The sequence below is a fragment of the Bradyrhizobium sp. Kon37 genome (genome assembly GCF_055807535.1).
Genome location: NZ_JBVVOY010000007.1, coordinates 106,406 through 122,915 on the forward strand (window position 1 = coordinate 106,406; position 16,510 = coordinate 122,915).

The following is a 16,510-nucleotide window of genomic DNA, read 5'->3' on the forward strand; positions in this document are numbered from 1 at the left end:
GCATTTGTCGTCGGATGAGAATTTTACTCGTAGTCGGCGAGCCGCAGTCCCGTGAATTGCCAGCGGTGGTGCGGATAAAAGAAGTTACGATAGGTGATACGGCTGTGCCCCTCCGGGGTTGCAAGCGAAGAGCCGCGCAGCACCAGCTGGTTGACCATGAACTTGCCGTTGTATTCGCCGAGCGCGCCTTCGATGGCGCGATAGCCGGGGTAGGGCGAGTAGGACGATCGCGTCCACTGCCAGACGATGCCGAACGCATCGTTGAGCTGGCCCGCGCGGGCCGCGACCTCCCATTCCATCTCGGTGGGCAGATGTTTTCCGGCCCAGCGCGCAAAGGCGTCAGCCTCGTAATAGCTGACGTGGCAGACGGGCGCGTCGGGATCGACCGGCTTGAGGCCGGCCAGCGTCATCACATGCCACTGGCCGTCGATCTCGCGCCAATGGCCGGGGGCGTCCCAGCCCTCGTTGTTCACGGCCGCAAAACCGTCCATCAGCCACAGCGTTGCGGTCCGGTAGCCACCATCGCGCATGAAGGCGAGCCATTCGCCATTGGTGACGAGATTGCGTGCGAGCTTGACCGGGCCGACGAGGGCGCGATGCGCCGGCTTCTCGTTGTCGAAATGAAAACTGTCATCGACATGACCGACGGTGTGGATGCCTTCGTTCAGCGTCAGCCAATCCTCGCTGGCCGGCGTTGCCGCCGGGAAGTGCCAGTCCGGATCATAGGCCGGCGGGATCGGGTTCTGCGCGAAGGCGTGCAGGATGTCGGTGAACATCAATTCCTGATGCTGCTGCTCGTGGTTGAGGCCGACCTCGACCAGCGGCGCGATCGCGCGCAGCTTGTCCTCACCGGCGTCGCGGAAGAATTTCACGACGGCAGCGTCGACATGCTTTCGATAGGCGCTGACCTGATCGGCGCTCGGACGGGTGATATCACCGCGGTGGTTGCGGGAATGGCGCGGGCCCGCGCTCACGTAATAGGAATTGAACAGGAAGGCGAAGTCAGGGTGAAAGGGCCGGTAGTCCGCACAGTGCTCGCCGAGCACGAACTGCTCCCAGAACCAGGTGGTGTGCGCGCGGTGCCATTTCGTCGGGCTCGCATCCGGCATGGACTGGATCTGCTGGTCCTCCGGCGACAGCGGCGCGGCACGGCGCTCGGTCTCGTTGCGGACGGTGAGAAAGGCATCCTCAAGCCGCCGGGCGAGGTTGCTCGGGTCGACCGACGGTGACGAAAGCGGCGGACTGGCCGTAGCGGAGGCTGGTTTCGTCACGTTTTTCTCCAGACAGGACAAGAGAACGTTGTTGGCGTTGTCGGGTTCCAAAACGCCGGGTTCGTCCTAGATAGGGGCTCCGTGACGGTATGAAAGTCCTCCCCGGCGATGATATTCGTGCCATCATGCAATGGCCCGGCGGTGCCGAGAGTGGTCCGCCCAGCGGCCGCTCGCCGCCATTTTACTTTGGATGCACAACGGTTTGGGCTACATATATAGGCAAGGATCGGGTTAAATCGGCTGAGCCAGCCCGAAGCGATTGGAGTGGGCTCCGCCCCAGAAGGACACGGATATGAGCATCGAGGAATTCATCGCCAACGAAGTGAAGTCGAACGACGTGGTTCTGTTCATGAAGGGCACACCGCAATTTCCGCAGTGCGGGTTCTCCGGCCAGGTCGTCCAGATTCTCGACCACATCGGCGTCGGCTATAAGGGCCTCAACGTTCTCGAATCCGCCGAACTGCGCAACGGCATCAAGGACTTTTCGAACTGGCCGACCATCCCGCAGCTCTATGTCAAGGGCGAGTTCGTCGGCGGCTGCGACATTGTCCGCGAGATGTTCCAGGCCGGTGAATTGCAGCAGCTCTTCTCCGAAAAGGGCGTCGCTGTCGCGGCCTGATACGTGACCCAGCTGACGCGCCGGATCGGCGGCGCGGAGCTCAAGGTCGTCGTTGTTGACATCACCACGCTGAGCGTTGACGCCATCGTCAACGCGGCCAACACGTCGCTCCTGGGTGGGGGCGGCGTCGATGGCGCGATCCATCGGGCGGCCGGGCCCGAGCTTCTAGCCGAGTGCCGGAAGCTCGGAGGATGCGCGACCGGCGATGCCAAGATCACGAAAGGCTACCTTCTCCCTGCGCGTCATGTGATCCATGCAGTCGGCCCGGTCTGGCACGGCGGTACTCGCGGTGAGGCAGAGGCGCTGGGCTCCTGCTACCGCCGTGCGCTTGAGCTCTGCGGGGCCAATCAGCTGACCTCCGTGGCATTCTCCGCAATTTCGACCGGGGTTTACGGCTTTCCGGCCGACCAAGCGGCGAAGATTGCGGTCCATGCCACCATTGAAGCCCTGCCGGCCGCGCCGCTGGTCGCCGACGTCATATTTTGTTGTTTCTCGGAAAAAAGCGCGGCTCTGCACGCGGATGCTTTGGCGCGGTATGGCGGCCCTTGTGCCTGATGACGCGGTCGGTACACTCCGCCCGGCCATGTTCCGGGGAGGGGATATGATTTCACGATCTGGACTGCGCGCGCTGGTCTGCGTCGCGCTCGTGTCGTTGGGTACGATGTCGTTCGCGCGGGCGGAGGGCACCTACGAGATTCCGGCCGGCGCGCATTTCAACAAGGACAAGCTCGCGAAGGTCACCGAGTTCTTCAAGAACGAGGTCGCGACCGGCAAGATCGCCGGTGCAAACGTGCTCATCAAGCAACATGGCAAGCCGGTGTACCACGAAGTCTTCGGCGTGCAGGACGCGGTCAGCAAGGCGCCGATCACGGACAAGACGATCTTCCGCCTGTTCTCGATGAGCAAGGCGATCACGTCCGTCGTCGCAGTGAAGTTGATCGAGGAAGGTACGATCAAGCTCGACGATCCCGTCTCGAAATACATTCCGTCCTTCGCCAACGTAAAAGTCGGCGTCGAGAAGAAGGCCGAGGACGGCACCAAGTCGCTCGAGTTCGTGCCGCCGAACCGGCCGATGACGGTGCACGATTTGATGACGCACACTTCGGGCGTCACCTACGGCTTCTATGGCGACAGCCTGGTCCGCAAGGCCTATCGCGACGCCAATATCTATGCCGGCGATTTCGACCTCGCGGAGTTCGCCGAGCGAATCGCGAAACTTCCGCTGCACAACCAGCCGGGCGCGCTGTGGCAATACGGCCATTCCACGGACATCCTGGCGCGGGTCATGGAAGTCGCTGCCGGCAAGCCGCTCATCGAGATCGAGCGGGAGAAGCTGCTCGACCCCCTCGGCATGGTCGACACCGGCTTCTTCGTCACCGATCCCGTAAAGCAGAAGCTGCTGGCGCAGCCGGTGCCGAACGACAGCGATTTCCGGGTCGGGAGGATCAACGATCCGACGGTCGTCAAGAAAATCCAGTTCGCCAGCGGCGGTATGGTCACGACCATGGCCGATTATGAGCGCTTTACGCAGATGCTGCTCAACGGCGGCAGCCTCGACGGCAAGACCATTCTCAAGCCCGAGACGTTCAAGCTGATGGTGACCGACCAGATCGGCCCCAAGTCGGGCGTCGATCGCGATTATTTCTACTTCCCCGGCGATGGTTTCGGCTTCGGTCTCGGACTTGCGGTGCGCACCGACCCCGGCAATGCCAAACCGCCGCCGCCCGGCGATCTCGGCGAATTGAAATGGGACGGCGCCTCCGGCTGCTATTTCGTGATCGATCCCAAGCAGGACATGTTCTTCGTGCTGCTGGAGCAGACCCCGACGGAGCGCCAGCGCGTGCAGCGAACATTGAAGCAGCTGGTTTATGAAGCGATGGAGAATTGACATGTTCGGGCGCCGCGCATTGATCGCGGCGCTCGTTCTTCTCGCCGGCGGCATCATTGCGAAGGCGGGTTCCGAGGGGCGTGCGGTCCACACGCTCTCGCCTGCGGGGCTGGCGAAGGTTTCCGATTACATCCGCAATGAGGTCGCCACCGGCAAGATCCCCGGAGCCATCCTGCTGCTTCAGCAGCACGGCAAGCCGGTCTACTATCAGAATTTCGGCGTCCGCGACGTCGCGACTGAACTCTCGATGAGCGCGGACACGATCTTCCGCCTCTACTCGATGTCGAAGCCGGTCACCTCAGTCATGGCGATGATGCTGGTTGAGGAGGGCAAGCTGTCGCTCGACGATCCCGTCTCGAAATACATTCCGGCCTTCGCCGGCATGAAGGTTGGCATCGAAAAGAAGGCCGAGGACGGCAAAGTCGCCCTGGCGCTGGAGCCGCCGGAGCGACCCATCACGATCAAGGATCTGCTGCGCCACACCTCCGGGCTGCCTTACGGCTATTATGGCGGCGGTATGGTGCGCGAGCTCTACGCGGACGCCGATCTCTTCAACAGCAATCTGACCAACGCCGAATTCGCCGCCAAGATCGCCACGCTGCCGCTGGTCGAGCAGCCCGGCACGGTGTGGGATTACGGCTATTCCACCGACGTGCTTGGCCGCGTCGTCGAAATCATCGCGGGAAAGACGCTGCTGCAGTTCGAGAAGGAGCGGCTGCTCGATCCGCTCGGCATGACCGAAACGGCCTTCTTCGTCGCCGATCCCGCCAAATTCCCACGCATCGCCGAGCCGATGCCGGAGGATCGCAATATCAATCCGACGACGCAGGTCCGCGACATCAGGCGGCCCGCGACATGGGAATCGGGCGGCGGCGGCATGGTCGGCACGGTCGGCGACTACGCCCGCTTCGCCCAGATGCTGCTCAACGGCGGCACTTATGACGGCCGGCGCTATCTCAAACCGGAGACCATCGCGCTGATGGCCTCGGATCATATCGGGCCGGAGACGAAGATCGCACGCGACCAGAACTATTATCCGGGCGGGTCTTCCGGCTTCGGCCTCGGCTTCGCCGTGCGCACTTCGGTGCCCCCTGGAACAACTTGGCCGCTCGGGGAGTATCGCTGGGACGGCGTCGGCGGCACGTTCTTCTTCATCGATCCCGAGGACGATCTGTTCGGGATCTTCATGGTGCAGACCCCGACGCAGCGCGGCCGGATTCAACTGGCGCTGAAGACGCTGATCTACCAGGCGATGGGGCGCTAGCCTTTTCGTCTAGCCCCGCTGTAGTAGCCCGGATGGAGCGAAGCGCAATCCGGGACTCTCACCGCGCGGATAGCCTCCCGGATTACGCTGCGCTCCATCCGGGCTACTGGATCAACTACGCCCCGCGCACGATCTCGCGGATATATCCGACCGTTTCCTTGACCTGGCTCGCATTGACGTCGAGATGGGTGCAGGCGCGGATGCGGCCGTCCATCATCGCAAGCGTCACACCGCGCTGGCGCAGCGCCGCGACCATCTTGTCGCCGGGAATGCCGGCACCATCGGGCTTGAAGAACACCAGGTTGGTTTCGGGCTCCTGCACCTCGACGCCTGCGATCTGCGACAGTCCGCGGGCGAGCGCACGCGCATTGGCGTGATCGTCGGCGAGCCGATCGACATGATGGTCGAGCGCGTAGATGCAAGCCGCCGCGCAGATTCCGGCCTGTCGCATCGAGCCGCCGAGCCGCTGCTTCCACTGCCAGACCGCATCGATGAAGGCGCGCGAGCCCGCCAGCACGCCGCCGATCGGCGCGCCCAAGCCCTTCGAGAAATCGATCCAGGCCGAATCCCAGCCCGCGGTCATGTCGCGCGGGGAGATGCCGCTCGCGACGGTGGCGTTGAGCAGGCGCGCGCCGTCCATGTGGGTGACGAGGCCATGTTGTTTCGCGATCGCGACGATCTCGTCGAGCGCGGCCTTCTTCCAGACCGTGCCGCCGCCGATATTGGCGGTCTGCTCGACGCTGACCACCGTCTGCGGCGGCTGGTAGCGGGTGCGCGGATGCAGCGCTCTGCGAAAGGTCTCCGGCGTGAACTGGCCGTCGGGTCCCTTCAATTGCGTGACTTGAAAGCCGCCGATCGCGGCATGCGCGCCGCCTTCGCGCGCGATGATGTGCGCGCTCTCGTGCGCCAGGATCTCGTCGCCGGGACGGCAATGCACCAGGGTCGCGGTGACGTTGCACATCGTGCCTGACGGCATGTACACGGCTGCCTCCTTGCCGAGCAGCTCGGCGACGCGCTCGCACAGGGCGTTCACGGTCGGATCGTCGCCGACCTGCTCGTCGCCGACCTCCGCCCGCGCCATCGCCTCGCGCATTGCGGGTGTCGGCCTGGTCTGCGTGTCCGACAGCAGATTGATGCGCACCGGCGGCGCCTTGGGATCGATCGGGGGAGGGGTGTAGAGCATCAACTTGCTCCCTAAGGGATGGCACTCACTTGCGGTCAGCGAGTTCTGGGTGGACGGCGAGCGGCGTGACGAAACCGCATAATAACGATTTCCGTCACGGTCACACGATAGTCTATCAGATACGGATAAGGATTGACCGGCAAGCGACGGACGTATGCACGAGTGGTCGGTCGTCCTGCATAAGGGTGAGCCTGGAGCAGCGCGATGAGAGCAACAATGCGGTCGCGCACATGGCTCGCTCCCTGGGGCGATCGCGCCTCGATATAGGTCAGAACTTCGTCGATCTGGGCGAGTGCTCGCTTTGTGTAGCGGACATTCACAGCCCGTGCTTTGCCCACATCGCTCGAACTTCGTCAGCGCTGGCCAGTTCGCCACGGGCGATTTCAGCTTCGGCCTCGGCGAGATCGGCCTCTTCCGCCGCCGTCAGCTGGATCGGAGGCTGATCGACCCCGGCGAGCTCAAGCAGCGTCCGCGCCAGCTCGTCCTGCTCTGACTCAGGCAGGGCGGAAACCTTGTTAAAGGCCTCTTCCAGAAGACGCGTCATCATGTAGCTCCACTACTTGCAATCATAGCACAAGTGGATTGAGACATGGGAATGGCTGGCCCAAACAAAAAGGCCCCGGAAAACCGGGGCCTTTGAGCGATTGATCTGCCGAACTATCAGCGCGAATAGAATTCGACGACCAGATGCGGCTCCATCTGCACCGGGAACGGCACGTCCGAGAGGTGCGGGATGCGAATATATTTCGCGGTCATCTTGCCGTGGTCGACTTCGAGATAGTCGGGGGTGTCACGCTCGGAGAGCTGGCTGGCTTCGAGGACGTGAGCGAGCTGCTTGGAGGATTCCTTGACCTCGATCACGTCGCCGAGCTTGACCAGATAGCTCGAGATGTTGACCTTGCGGCCGTTCACCTTGACGTGGCCGTGGTTGATGAACTGGCGCGCGGCGAAGATCGTCGAGACGAACTTGGCACGGTACACGACCGCGTCCAGACGGCGCTCGAGCAGGCCGATCAGGTTCTCGCCGGTGTCACCCTTGAGGCGGCTGGCCTCGACATAGATGCTGTGGAACTGACGCTCGGAGATGTTGGCGTAGTAGCCCTTCAGCTTCTGCTTGGCGCGCAGCTGCACGCCGAAGTCGGAGAGCTTGCCCTTGCGGCGCTGGCCGTGCTGGCCGGGGCCGTATTCGCGGCGGTTCACGGGGCTCTTCGGGCGGCCCCAGATGTTCTGGCCCATACGGCGATCGAGTTTGTACTTCGCCTCACTGCGCTTAGTCATCGCGTCCTCTTCAGGTACATGGTTTGAGGAAACGCGCCCTCCTGTGTGACGGGCTAGCCCGGCACTGACAGGTCCGATCCCCAAAGCTTAAGGGACAGGACCACGGGTCGCGAAACGCTTCGCGGGCCGAAATCGGCCCGCGAGCAAGCGGCTTTTAGGAGGATTTGGGGCTCGCTGTCAATGCGAATGGCCCGGACTCACGTCCCGACCGCCCGGATCGGCTTCGACCCGGTCGCCCGCAATTCGGCAGCGATTTCAGCGTTCAGGACCTGTTCCAGCCGGGTCAGGACCCGGGCGATCGGGGCGGCATCGGTGACCCGGTGATCCCAGCGGATCACGACATGGATGGTCTGGTCAGGCCCGACCACCCCATAGCTGACGATGAAGGGGCCGGGCGTGATCGGGTGAAGCTCGCCGCCACCATAGGCGGCCACCGAGCTCACCGCGAAGCTGCCGAACCAGTTGCCGCGCTGCCGGCCGAAATTCAGCCCTATCGCCCAGGACAGCCGCCGCAGCGGCAGCGGCAGGCGGGTCGCCCGCATGATCTTGCGGAACATGGGAATTTCGTCGATCGGGGCGGTCTTGGCGCGCCGGATCTCGGCGTCGACCGCAGCCAGGGTCATGGCCTCGGGAGCTGCGATTCGCTGCGGGATCACGCATTCCTCGCCACCCTCGACCCGGGCAATGGCCACCGAGGCCACACTCTTCGGCAGCTCGTAGAGCGACGGCCAGGGCCATTTGGCATAGATGGTACGCAGGACCGGCTCTTCCCTGGCGACGAGGGCAAAAGCCTTGACGAACATGGCCGCCCAGCCGGCTGGTGCCATCGCGCCCGCGCGGGCCTCCAGCAGGGGGCCGATATCGAGCGAACGGGACAGGGACACGAAGGGCACGCCCATCGAGGCGTGCATGAGGTCGACAATCAGGCGACGCGGCAGCGAAATGGTCTTGGGCGTCCCGCGCATCGCTCTTTGGTTTCCCCTGATTAAAGTTTGTGCAGCGAGCGGGTTCCCGCTCGCCACCTGCTCTAGCACGAACCAACCCGCGTGGGGCCGGTCGGTTCGCCGCATCAGGGCGCCGGCGAGGCCAGCGGCTTGGTCTTGTCGACGATGTAAACTCCAAGCACTTTCATAGCCTTGTCGCCGTGGGCTTTGGCGTCATGCACGACGCCTGCCGGGATCTGGTAGGAATCGCCGGCTTTCAGCGTCTTTTCCGGCTGCCCGTCGATGAGGAGATTGAGTTCGCCTTCGAGCACGTAGCCGGTCTCGATGCCCGGATGGGTATGGCGTCCCGCCGAGCCGCCCGCCGGGACCTCCGCGATGGCGGTGATGGTGTTGTAGCCATCCGGAAATTCGACCTTCTGGAGCGGGGTGCGTTTGATGCCGGGCTGCTGGGCGAAGGCCGCAACGGCGAGGCCGGTGAAGGCGAGAGCGAGCAAAGTCTTTTTGAGCATGGTTTTTCCTCCCTGGAACGACTGAGCCTAGCAGCGCAGCAGTTCCCGGCAAGGTGGCAATCGGCTTCGCCGTCAGCGCTTGATCCCCTCGAACGCCGCCATGATGCCGCGCTGGAACAGCGACCAGTCGAAGCCCAGCGCGATCGCGCGGTAGCCGCGGTCGACCAGGGCGTTGGCCTGGTCTGCGGTACGCGCCACGCCGCCGATTGGCACGCCGCTTCTGAGGATGCCGGCCTCGGCCCGCGCCACCAGCTCCAGCAATTCCGGATCGTCCATCTGGCCGCGCTTGTTGATGGAGGTGGCGAGATCGCCGGGGCCGATTACGGCGACGTCGATGCCGGGCGTGGCCATGATCTCGTCGATTCGGTTGACGGCGTCGACGTGCTCGATGGTGATCATGCAGATCATCTCGTCGTCGGCGCTCGCCATGTAGTCGGGCATCGACTGGCCCCAGCGGAATGGCGCATGGAACGGACCCCAGAGCCGATCGCCGCGCGGCGGATAGCGCACGCTGCGCACCGCTTTCTCGGCCTCCGCGCGATTGGTGATCATCGGGAAATTGATGCCGAAGGCGCCGATGTCCATCGGTGCCTTTGCAAGCCAGGGCTCGTTCGCCGCGATCCGCACCAGCGGTGTGCACGGTGTGCCGGTGGTGGCCGCGATCATCGCATGTGCTTCGGTCAATCCAATCGGGCCATGCTCGAGATCGACGATGATCCAGTCGAGCGAGCGCGCCATGATCTGCACGGTCTGCACGCTCGGGATCGTCGCGATCGCGCCAAAGGCGGGACGACCCTCGCGCCAGAGCTGGCGGAGACGGTTGAGCGGCGTTGCGGGGACCGACATGGGAAGAACCTGCAGGAAACAACGAGGGCGGAGCCTAGCAGCGCGCCGTCGAGGCGCAAGGTCAGGCTGGAATGCGGCCGCCGAAGAACGGCATCAGCGTGGCCGAAAGGCCATGGACGCGGTTCGAGGTGAAGATCATCTCGGCGCCGGATTGCGCGATACCACCGGTGTGCGGGCCGAGCAGATCCGAGACGCGGCGGGCGATCGCGGGCGCCGGATCGATCCAGTCGACCGGCCAGGGCCCGAGCTCTTTCAGCCGGTCGAGCAGCAGCGGATAATGCGTGCAGGCGAGCACCACGGTGTCGGTGCGTGCGCCTGCGTCTCCGGCATCGCCGACGAAACATGGGGCGAGCTCGGCGAGAATGGCGTCGTCGCTGACGGGAGAGCCGCTGAGCTCGGCTTCGGCCAGCGCGGCCAGCTCGGGCGAGCCGACCAGCGTCACCTCGCAGCCTTGCGCGAAATCGCGGATCAGCGCCTTGGTATATTCGCGCTTCACGGTGCCCTTGGTGCCGAGCACCGACACGCGCCGGCTCCTCGACTGCGCGCAGGCCGGCTTGATCGCCGGCACAGTGCCGACGAAGGGCAGGGAATAAGCGGCGCGCAGATGCGATAGGACCAGGGTGGACGCCGTGTTGCAGGCGATGACGACGAGGTCAGGATCGTGCGTGCCGATCAATTCCCCCATCAACGGCACCACGCGGGCGATGATCGCGTCCTCGCTGTGATGGCCGTAGGGGAAGAAGGCGTCGTCCGCGACGTAGACGTAATGCGCGTCGGAGCGCGCGGCCACGACCTCACGCAGGACCGTGAGCCCGCCAAGGCCGGAATCGAACACCAGAATCGTCGGGGAATTGGTCACGTGATCACTCTAGCCGGACATGGTTACCATTCGGTTTTTGGGGCGGTTTTGCGGCAGGGGCGCTTAGGGCTAATTTGGAACGATTCGATTTCGCGATTGCCGCATGGTCCCGGTATCAGCTGCCGTACTGCGGTGCGGATAGGGACAGGCCCGCAAAACTCCGGAGAACCGACATGATCAGAAATACCAGTCACGGCTGGGGCAGCATTTCCCGATGGCTGCACTGGGGTCTGGCGCTGACCATCATCGGCATGATCGGCTTCGGGTGGTGGATGAACCACATGCCGGCGCGTCCCGACCGCTTCTTCTATCGCTCGATCCACGCCGATATCGGCTATGTGATCCTGCTGCTCACGGTGCTGCGCCTGGTCTGGCGCCTCGTCAACCCGACGCCCGCCCTGCCGGCCGAAACCTCGCGCTGGCAGAAGGCCGCCGCCCATGTCAGCCACGGCGCGCTCTACCTCGCAGTCATCGTCGTCACCATGCTCGGCTGGGCGCATTCCGGTGCGCACGCACCTGATTATTCGGACTTCTTCGGCCTGTTTCACGTGCCGCAATTCACCGCTCCCGACCGCGCGGCGGCGGGCGCCTATGAAGACCGCCACATCCTCTTTGCCTATGTGCTGCTCGCCTTGATCTCGGTTCACGTGATCGCCGCCCTCTGGCACCACTTCATCCGCCGCGACCGCGTCGTGGCGCGGATGGTGACGGACGAGGCGTAGTCGCAACCACACCTATGCGTTCTCGTGGCACATCCCACGTTCTGCTTCATATCGTCAGGAGGCCTCATGCTCACCGTCCATCATCTCGGCAAGTCGCAGTCCGAGCGAATCGTCTGGCTGTGCGAGGAGCTGGCGATTCCCTACCAGCTGAAGCGCTATACGCGCGATCCCGTCACCATGCTGGCTCCGGCCGAGTACAAGGCGCTGCATCCGATCGGGGCGGCGCCGGTGATCACCGACGGCGAGCTGGTGCTCGCGGAATCCGGCGCGGTCGTCGACTACATCGTTGCAAAATATGGCAACGGTCGACTCGTGCTCGGTCCCACTGATCCCGCCTTCGCGCAATTTCTGTATTGGCTTCATTTCGCCAATGGCACCCTGCAACCCGGCATGGGGCGGATGATGATCCTGAGCCGGCTCGATCTCGCCACGGACAATCCGACCCTGCTCGCGATGAAGGGGCGTCTCGATCGGGCCTACGATCTTCTCGACGCAAGGCTTCGCGAGGCGGAATATCTTGCAGGCAGCGCCTTCACGACCGCCGACATCATGACGGTGTTCTCGCTCACCACCATGCGCTACTTCCAGCCCTATGACGTGTCGCGCTGTCCCAACGTGGTCAAATATCTCGGCCGCATCAGCGCGCGGGCGGGCTATCGGCGTGCGATGGAGAAGGGCGATCCGGGCATGGCGTTGCTCTTGAACTGAACGGCGGCGCGCACTCGATCACGCGATCCTGTTCGTGGTGGCCGCCCGCTCCGACGCCAGCTGCGTCTGGAGGCGCTCGATGTTCTGCAGTAGCCGCTGGCTGGTCAGCACCAGGAAGTAGTAGCCGAACTGCGGATCCTGGAAGTAGATCTCGAGCAACCGGTCATAGGTAATCGTCAGCACCTGCCCGTCTTCGATGCATTCGATCGTTCCGGTGCGCCGGTTGCCCGGCGTGAGGAAGCCGAGCTCGCCCATCAGCGCGCCCGGCATGATCTCGATATTGATCTCCTTGACCAGGAACTTGCCGGTGACCGTAAGGAGCATCTCCTTGGCTGGGTCGCCCAGTTTGAACAGCGTGTCGCCGCGGCGATATTTGCGTTCGGTCATGAACGGCTTGAGCCATTCGATCGACATGTCGCCTTCGGCCGCATGGCGCGCCTTCTTGACGAGCTTGAGCATCTGCCGCAGGCGCAAGGCGTTGATCGGTAGCAGCAGGAGATAGAGCAAGAAGGTCGAGACGTTGGCAGAGAGCGCGCCGAAGACGGCGAAGAACGCACAGCCGACCATATTGGCGACGCGCAACGGAACCATCGTCCGCATCAGGAGGGTGGCGACGAAGAAGCCGGCGCCGACCGCGGCAAACATATTGGCCAGCGTGATGTTCTGGACGAAGATCTCCAGCATCCGATTGAAGATCGAGTCATAGGTGACGTTGTTCGGATCGAGGCCCATCTGGACCAGGATCTTCGCGATCCTGAGGTTATCCGTCGCCGCCTCGAGAATGCGGTCGAGGATCGACGAAATGTCTGCGCTGCCGGACGGCATGGTACTATCCCCGCGTAAGGCCTTCAGTCACGGTCGGTCTTCTCGACACCTATAGCCGAAATCGAACGACGACCGCTTGAATGAAGCTTTGGGCCGCCGTGCCGCAAGAGGCAAATTTTAGCCTGATCGGGCGTTTCGGCAATTGCCTGTTTGGCGGTGCGTATGGCCGTGGCGCGCCTGCGATTCGGGGGCCACCGGGTCCGAACCTCGGCGTGGTGGACCTCGGCGCCCGACAGGGCGGTGCGGGACCAGGCGTGGGCGTGGGGGCGATCCCCGCTCTTAGGGTTTGGCGGCGGGCGGCACGACCTGCTGCTCGACCAGGCTGAGGTGCCCCGGCAGCGAACCGGCGCGCAGCAGCATGGCGACGCTGTTTGCTTCCTCCAGAGTGAAATTGCCGGAGATCTGGCCCGAGCCGCCGGTGATGGGCTCGCGGATCACGGGGGCGGAGATCACCTTGCCATCGAGCACGATGGCGAAGGGCTTTGCGATGTTCTCTTCGGTGATATGGGCAAAGCGCCGCGTGCCGCGGCCATTGAAGCGGAACGAGGCGATCGGCTCTTTCGTGGCGCTTGCAAACCCCGGGCCCGCATAGCTGATGTCGTCGCCGTCGAGCACGCTGTCCTTGGCGACCAGATAAAGGCTCTTGTCCTTGAAGCCGGGCAGGACTTCCGTGCCAGTCGGCGGCGTGCCGGATTGCGCCTGCTCCGGCGGCATCGAGAGGTCGATCAGGCGGAAGCCGACCTTGACCCTTCGGGCGAAGACTGCGGTGACGCGCTCGGGCTCCATCACACCGGGCAGGAAGATTCGGATGCGGTCGGTGCCATCGGGCTGGACGCTGGCGAGCTGGACGCCAGCCTCCTTCAGACGCTGCTCGATCATGGCGATGGCATCTTCGACCAGTTCGTGCAACCGCGCGGCGGATGCCGCATTGGTCGGCGCGAGCCTGACCAGTCCGTCGCCGCCGTCGGTCACGGCGAGTGCATGCGACGGCAATCCCTCCGCGGCAGACGCGAGCTTGCGCGCAAGCTGCTCGCGGCCCTTGGTGTCGGCGATTTTCAACTCGACGCCGCCGTCGCGGATCGCAAGACCGGAGAAGGCGATCTTGCCGTCGCGCAGGTTTTTGTAGACGTCGTCGCGCAAATCCGTAACGACGCTCTCGCGCAGGCCATCGGTGTCCACCTTGTAGACGATGCGTGACCCGCCGAGCTTCTCCATCTTGTCGCTGATGAAGGCCGAGATCTTGGCGCGCATCTTGTCGATCTGGCCGTCCTCGGCGTGTGCCGGGCGGGGCAGGGCGAGCACCGATGTCATGATCCCTGCTGTCACGGCGAGCGCGATGAACAGCCGGGTGGCGCAATCCCGCGGGGGCGTGGTCATGATCACCTCAAGTCTTGCGCCAGGGCGCTGGCAAGGACACCGGCATGTGAGTCCAATGCCAGTTCTTGGTCCCCGGATCGGGCGCGCAGGTTCAAAAGCCTCTCACCAGAGCCCGATTACGGCGGCCGTTAGGTCATGGACGAACGCCAAATCATCGATCATTCTGCCCTTGCTCGGCCGGCCATCGGTCGAGGTCTCGCCAACCCAAAAAGTCAAAAGACAGGGCGCGGGGACATGCATCTGAGGGAGGACGGAATTCCATGGCGGGCATCCACGCGCTCGATCGCTTCATCGGCAACGACTATCCGGACCTGGCAACGGACGCAGAGGTTCGAGCCTTCGAGCAGGTCCCTTACGTCGATCGCGTCGCGGCCGAGAGCACTTACGACGCCATCAGGCTGGGTGCGGCCCGTAACCCCGACGGGCCGGCGCTCCAGTTCCTGCAAAACGCCGATCCGGCCGACACGCCGGTCGTGGTGACGTACCGCGACTTCATCGCGCGCGTCACGCAGGCCGCAAACATGTTTCACGCGCTTGGCGTCGAGAAGGGCGACGTCGTCAGCTTCATGCTGCCGCTGGTACCGGACGCCTTCGTGACGCTGTTCGGCGCGGAGGCCGCCGGCATCGCCAATCCCGTCAATCCGCTCCTGGAGCCGCACCAGATCGCGGAAATTCTGGAGGCCGCGAACACAAAAGTCCTGGTGGCGCTCGGGCCGATGCCGGGCACCGACATCTGGCAGAAAGTCGAGCAGATCAGGCCGCAACTCAAGCACCTCAAGGCGATTGTGCAGGTGTTCGGTGCTGGCGATCCGGCCACGGGAATCCTTGCCTTCAACGACCTGATCAGGCAGCAGCCTTCGGACCGCCTTATCAGCGAGCGCAAGATTCTGGGCAGCGACATCGCCGCCTATTTCCACACCGGCGGCACCACCGGCACGCCAAAGCTGGTGCGGCACACGCATGCCAACCAAGTGTATCAAGCCTGGGCGCTCAATCTGCTGCTGGAGTCGAAGCCGGGCGCCAACATGCTGTTCGGCATGCCGCTGTTTCACGTCGGGGGCTCGTTGACGCAGGTGCTGACGACGTTGTCGGCCGGCGGCTCGCTGGTCGTGCTGTCGCCGAGCGGATGGCGCAATCCGAATGCGGTCAAGAACATCTGGCAACTGGTCGAGCGCTTCAAGCCGGAGGCGCTGTCGAGCGTCCCGACGGTGCTCGCCGCAACGCTCGCGGTGCCGCCTGGGAATGCCGACATCTCCAGCCTGAAATATGCAGCCGGTGGCGGCTCGGCGATCCCGGTCGCGGTGGGGTCTGCAATCCAGGACAAGCTCAAGCTGCCGGTCGTCGAGGTCTACGGCATGACCGAGACCTCGAGCGTGCACACGCTGGCCTATCCGTCACGGCCGATCCGACTCGGTTCGGTCGGCCTTCCCATGCCCTATGCGCGAGTCCGCATCGTCCAGCTCGATGCCGAGGGCAAGCTGATCCGCGACTGCGCGCCGGACGAGATCGGTGTCGTTATCATGGCCGGGCCCGGCGTGTTCGGCGGCTATCTCAACGACGAGCACAACAAGGGTGCCTTCGTCGACGAGGTCTGGGTCAATTCCGGCGATCTTGGCCGGCTTGATGCCGACGGCTATCTCTGGATCACCGGCCGCGCCAAGGATCTCGTGATCCGCGGCGGCCACAACATCGATCCGGCACCGATCGAGGAGATCATGTTCCGGCATCCTGCGGTCGGCTTTGCCGCGGTGGTCGGCCAGCCCGACGCCTATGCCGGCGAACTGCCGGTGGGTTACGTGCAGCTGAAGCCGGGCGCGACCGTCGAGCCGGGCGAGCTGGAGACATGGGTGCGCGAGCGTACGCCGGAACGCGCGGCTGTCCCGGTGCAGGTTATCCCGATCGATCCGATGCCGGTGACCGGCGTCGGCAAAGTGTTCAAGCCGCAGCTGCGCTGGGACGCAGCCCAGCGCGTGTTCACGAAGGTGCTGACGCCGCTCACTGAGCGCGGCATCGACTGCAAGGTCAGGGTCGGCGCTCACGGCAGCCACGGCTCGATCGCCACCGTAACGCTTGCGGGCCTGCCGGCGGATCAGCGCGAGGCGGTTGCGCGCGAGGTGCACGCACTGCTTGCACCGTTCGTGATGCGCCACGAGGTGGTGCAAATGTAACGGACTCAACAGAGGCTTTGGCGTCAGCTCGAAGGCAGGGCGACGCTTC

Annotated in this window: 18 protein-coding genes; 7 read left to right on the forward strand and 11 right to left on the reverse strand. The window is 64.1% G+C overall.

What is annotated here, in order from left to right:
- Positions 1-23 precede the first annotated feature (23 nt).
- Entirely contained in the window at positions 24-1,322 is a 1,299-nt protein-coding gene (gene egtB, locus AC0L3J_RS16705) for an ergothioneine biosynthesis protein EgtB (RefSeq protein WP_473347730.1), read from the reverse strand.
- Between the two features lie 241 nt (positions 1,323-1,563).
- Between egtB and grxD the strand changes: the two genes are divergently transcribed.
- Genes grxD through AC0L3J_RS16725 form a run of 4 tightly spaced genes read left to right on the forward strand, consistent with a single transcriptional unit; the run spans position 1,564 to position 5,042 of the window.
- Entirely contained in the window at positions 1,564-1,890 is a 327-nt protein-coding gene (gene grxD / locus AC0L3J_RS16710; protein ID WP_063995769.1) for a Grx4 family monothiol glutaredoxin, read from the forward strand.
- Positions 1,891-1,893: 3 nt separating this feature from the next.
- On the forward strand, positions 1,894-2,445 hold the full coding sequence (locus AC0L3J_RS16715; protein WP_473347731.1) for an O-acetyl-ADP-ribose deacetylase: 552 nt from the start codon (positions 1,894-1,896) through the stop codon (positions 2,443-2,445).
- A gap of 46 nt (positions 2,446-2,491) precedes the next feature.
- Positions 2,492-3,778, forward strand: coding sequence for a serine hydrolase domain-containing protein (locus tag AC0L3J_RS16720; RefSeq protein ID WP_473347732.1), 1,287 nt, complete (start codon positions 2,492-2,494; stop codon positions 3,776-3,778).
- Position 3,779: 1 nt separating this feature from the next.
- Positions 3,780-5,042: a serine hydrolase domain-containing protein gene (locus AC0L3J_RS16725; RefSeq protein ID WP_473347734.1), complete on the forward strand. Its 1,263-nt coding sequence runs from the start codon at positions 3,780-3,782 to the stop codon at positions 5,040-5,042.
- Between the two features lie 115 nt (positions 5,043-5,157).
- Here the strand turns inward: AC0L3J_RS16725 and AC0L3J_RS16730 are convergent, their stop codons facing one another.
- From AC0L3J_RS16730 to murI, 8 genes are all read right to left on the reverse strand, one after another.
- A complete protein-coding gene (locus AC0L3J_RS16730) occupies positions 5,158-6,225 on the reverse strand; it encodes a threonine aldolase family protein (RefSeq protein WP_473347735.1) in 1,068 nt (355 codons plus the stop codon).
- 35 nt (positions 6,226-6,260) lie between these two features.
- On the reverse strand, positions 6,261-6,563 hold the full coding sequence (locus tag AC0L3J_RS16735) for a type II toxin-antitoxin system RelE/ParE family toxin (RefSeq protein ID WP_473347737.1): 303 nt from the start codon (positions 6,561-6,563) through the stop codon (positions 6,261-6,263).
- Complete coding sequence (locus AC0L3J_RS16740) at positions 6,542-6,772, reverse strand: hypothetical protein (protein ID WP_473347738.1); 231 nt, start codon at positions 6,770-6,772, stop codon at positions 6,542-6,544. The genes AC0L3J_RS16735 and AC0L3J_RS16740 overlap by 22 nt, the downstream gene beginning before the upstream one ends.
- Positions 6,773-6,885: 113 nt before the next feature.
- Positions 6,886-7,503 (reverse strand): 30S ribosomal protein S4, encoded by a 618-nt coding sequence (gene rpsD, locus AC0L3J_RS16745; RefSeq protein WP_007602315.1) that lies wholly within the window; start codon positions 7,501-7,503, stop codon positions 6,886-6,888.
- Between the two features lie 197 nt (positions 7,504-7,700).
- Positions 7,701-8,468, reverse strand: a complete 768-nt coding sequence (locus tag AC0L3J_RS16750; protein WP_473347739.1) for an acyltransferase — start codon at positions 8,466-8,468, stop codon at positions 7,701-7,703.
- 104 nt (positions 8,469-8,572) lie between these two features.
- Positions 8,573-8,956, reverse strand: a complete 384-nt coding sequence (locus AC0L3J_RS16755; protein WP_456769226.1) for a cupin domain-containing protein — start codon at positions 8,954-8,956, stop codon at positions 8,573-8,575.
- A 72-nt stretch (positions 8,957-9,028) separates the two neighbouring features.
- Positions 9,029-9,802, reverse strand: a complete 774-nt coding sequence (locus AC0L3J_RS16760) for an HpcH/HpaI aldolase family protein (protein ID WP_106944481.1) — start codon at positions 9,800-9,802, stop codon at positions 9,029-9,031.
- Between the two features lie 61 nt (positions 9,803-9,863).
- On the reverse strand, positions 9,864-10,661 hold the full coding sequence (murI, locus tag AC0L3J_RS16765; protein WP_473347740.1) for a glutamate racemase: 798 nt from the start codon (positions 10,659-10,661) through the stop codon (positions 9,864-9,866).
- Between the two features lie 173 nt (positions 10,662-10,834).
- Between murI and AC0L3J_RS16770 the strand changes: the two genes are divergently transcribed.
- Both AC0L3J_RS16770 and AC0L3J_RS16775 read left to right on the forward strand, forming a co-directional pair.
- Complete coding sequence (locus AC0L3J_RS16770) at positions 10,835-11,383, forward strand: cytochrome b (protein WP_473347741.1); 549 nt, start codon at positions 10,835-10,837, stop codon at positions 11,381-11,383.
- Between the two features lie 66 nt (positions 11,384-11,449).
- Positions 11,450-12,091, forward strand: coding sequence for a glutathione S-transferase family protein (locus AC0L3J_RS16775; RefSeq protein WP_473347742.1), 642 nt, complete (start codon positions 11,450-11,452; stop codon positions 12,089-12,091).
- An 18-nt stretch (positions 12,092-12,109) separates the two neighbouring features.
- Here the strand turns inward: AC0L3J_RS16775 and AC0L3J_RS16780 are convergent, their stop codons facing one another.
- Both AC0L3J_RS16780 and AC0L3J_RS16785 read right to left on the reverse strand, forming a co-directional pair.
- The gene (locus AC0L3J_RS16780; RefSeq protein ID WP_473287769.1) at positions 12,110-12,916 is read right to left on the reverse strand and encodes a Crp/Fnr family transcriptional regulator; all 807 of its coding nucleotides are present in this window, start codon (positions 12,914-12,916) and stop codon (positions 12,110-12,112) included.
- A 279-nt stretch (positions 12,917-13,195) separates the two neighbouring features.
- A complete protein-coding gene (locus AC0L3J_RS16785) occupies positions 13,196-14,293 on the reverse strand; it encodes a SecDF P1 head subdomain-containing protein (protein WP_473347743.1) in 1,098 nt (365 codons plus the stop codon).
- Positions 14,294-14,553: 260 nt separating this feature from the next.
- Here AC0L3J_RS16785 and AC0L3J_RS16790 point away from each other — a divergent pair, with 260 nt between their 5' ends.
- Positions 14,554-16,461 carry an acyl-CoA synthetase gene (locus AC0L3J_RS16790; protein WP_473347744.1) on the forward strand — a complete coding sequence of 636 codons (1,908 nt, stop codon included), beginning with the start codon at positions 14,554-14,556 and terminating at the stop codon, positions 16,459-16,461.
- Positions 16,462-16,510 lie beyond the last annotated feature (49 nt).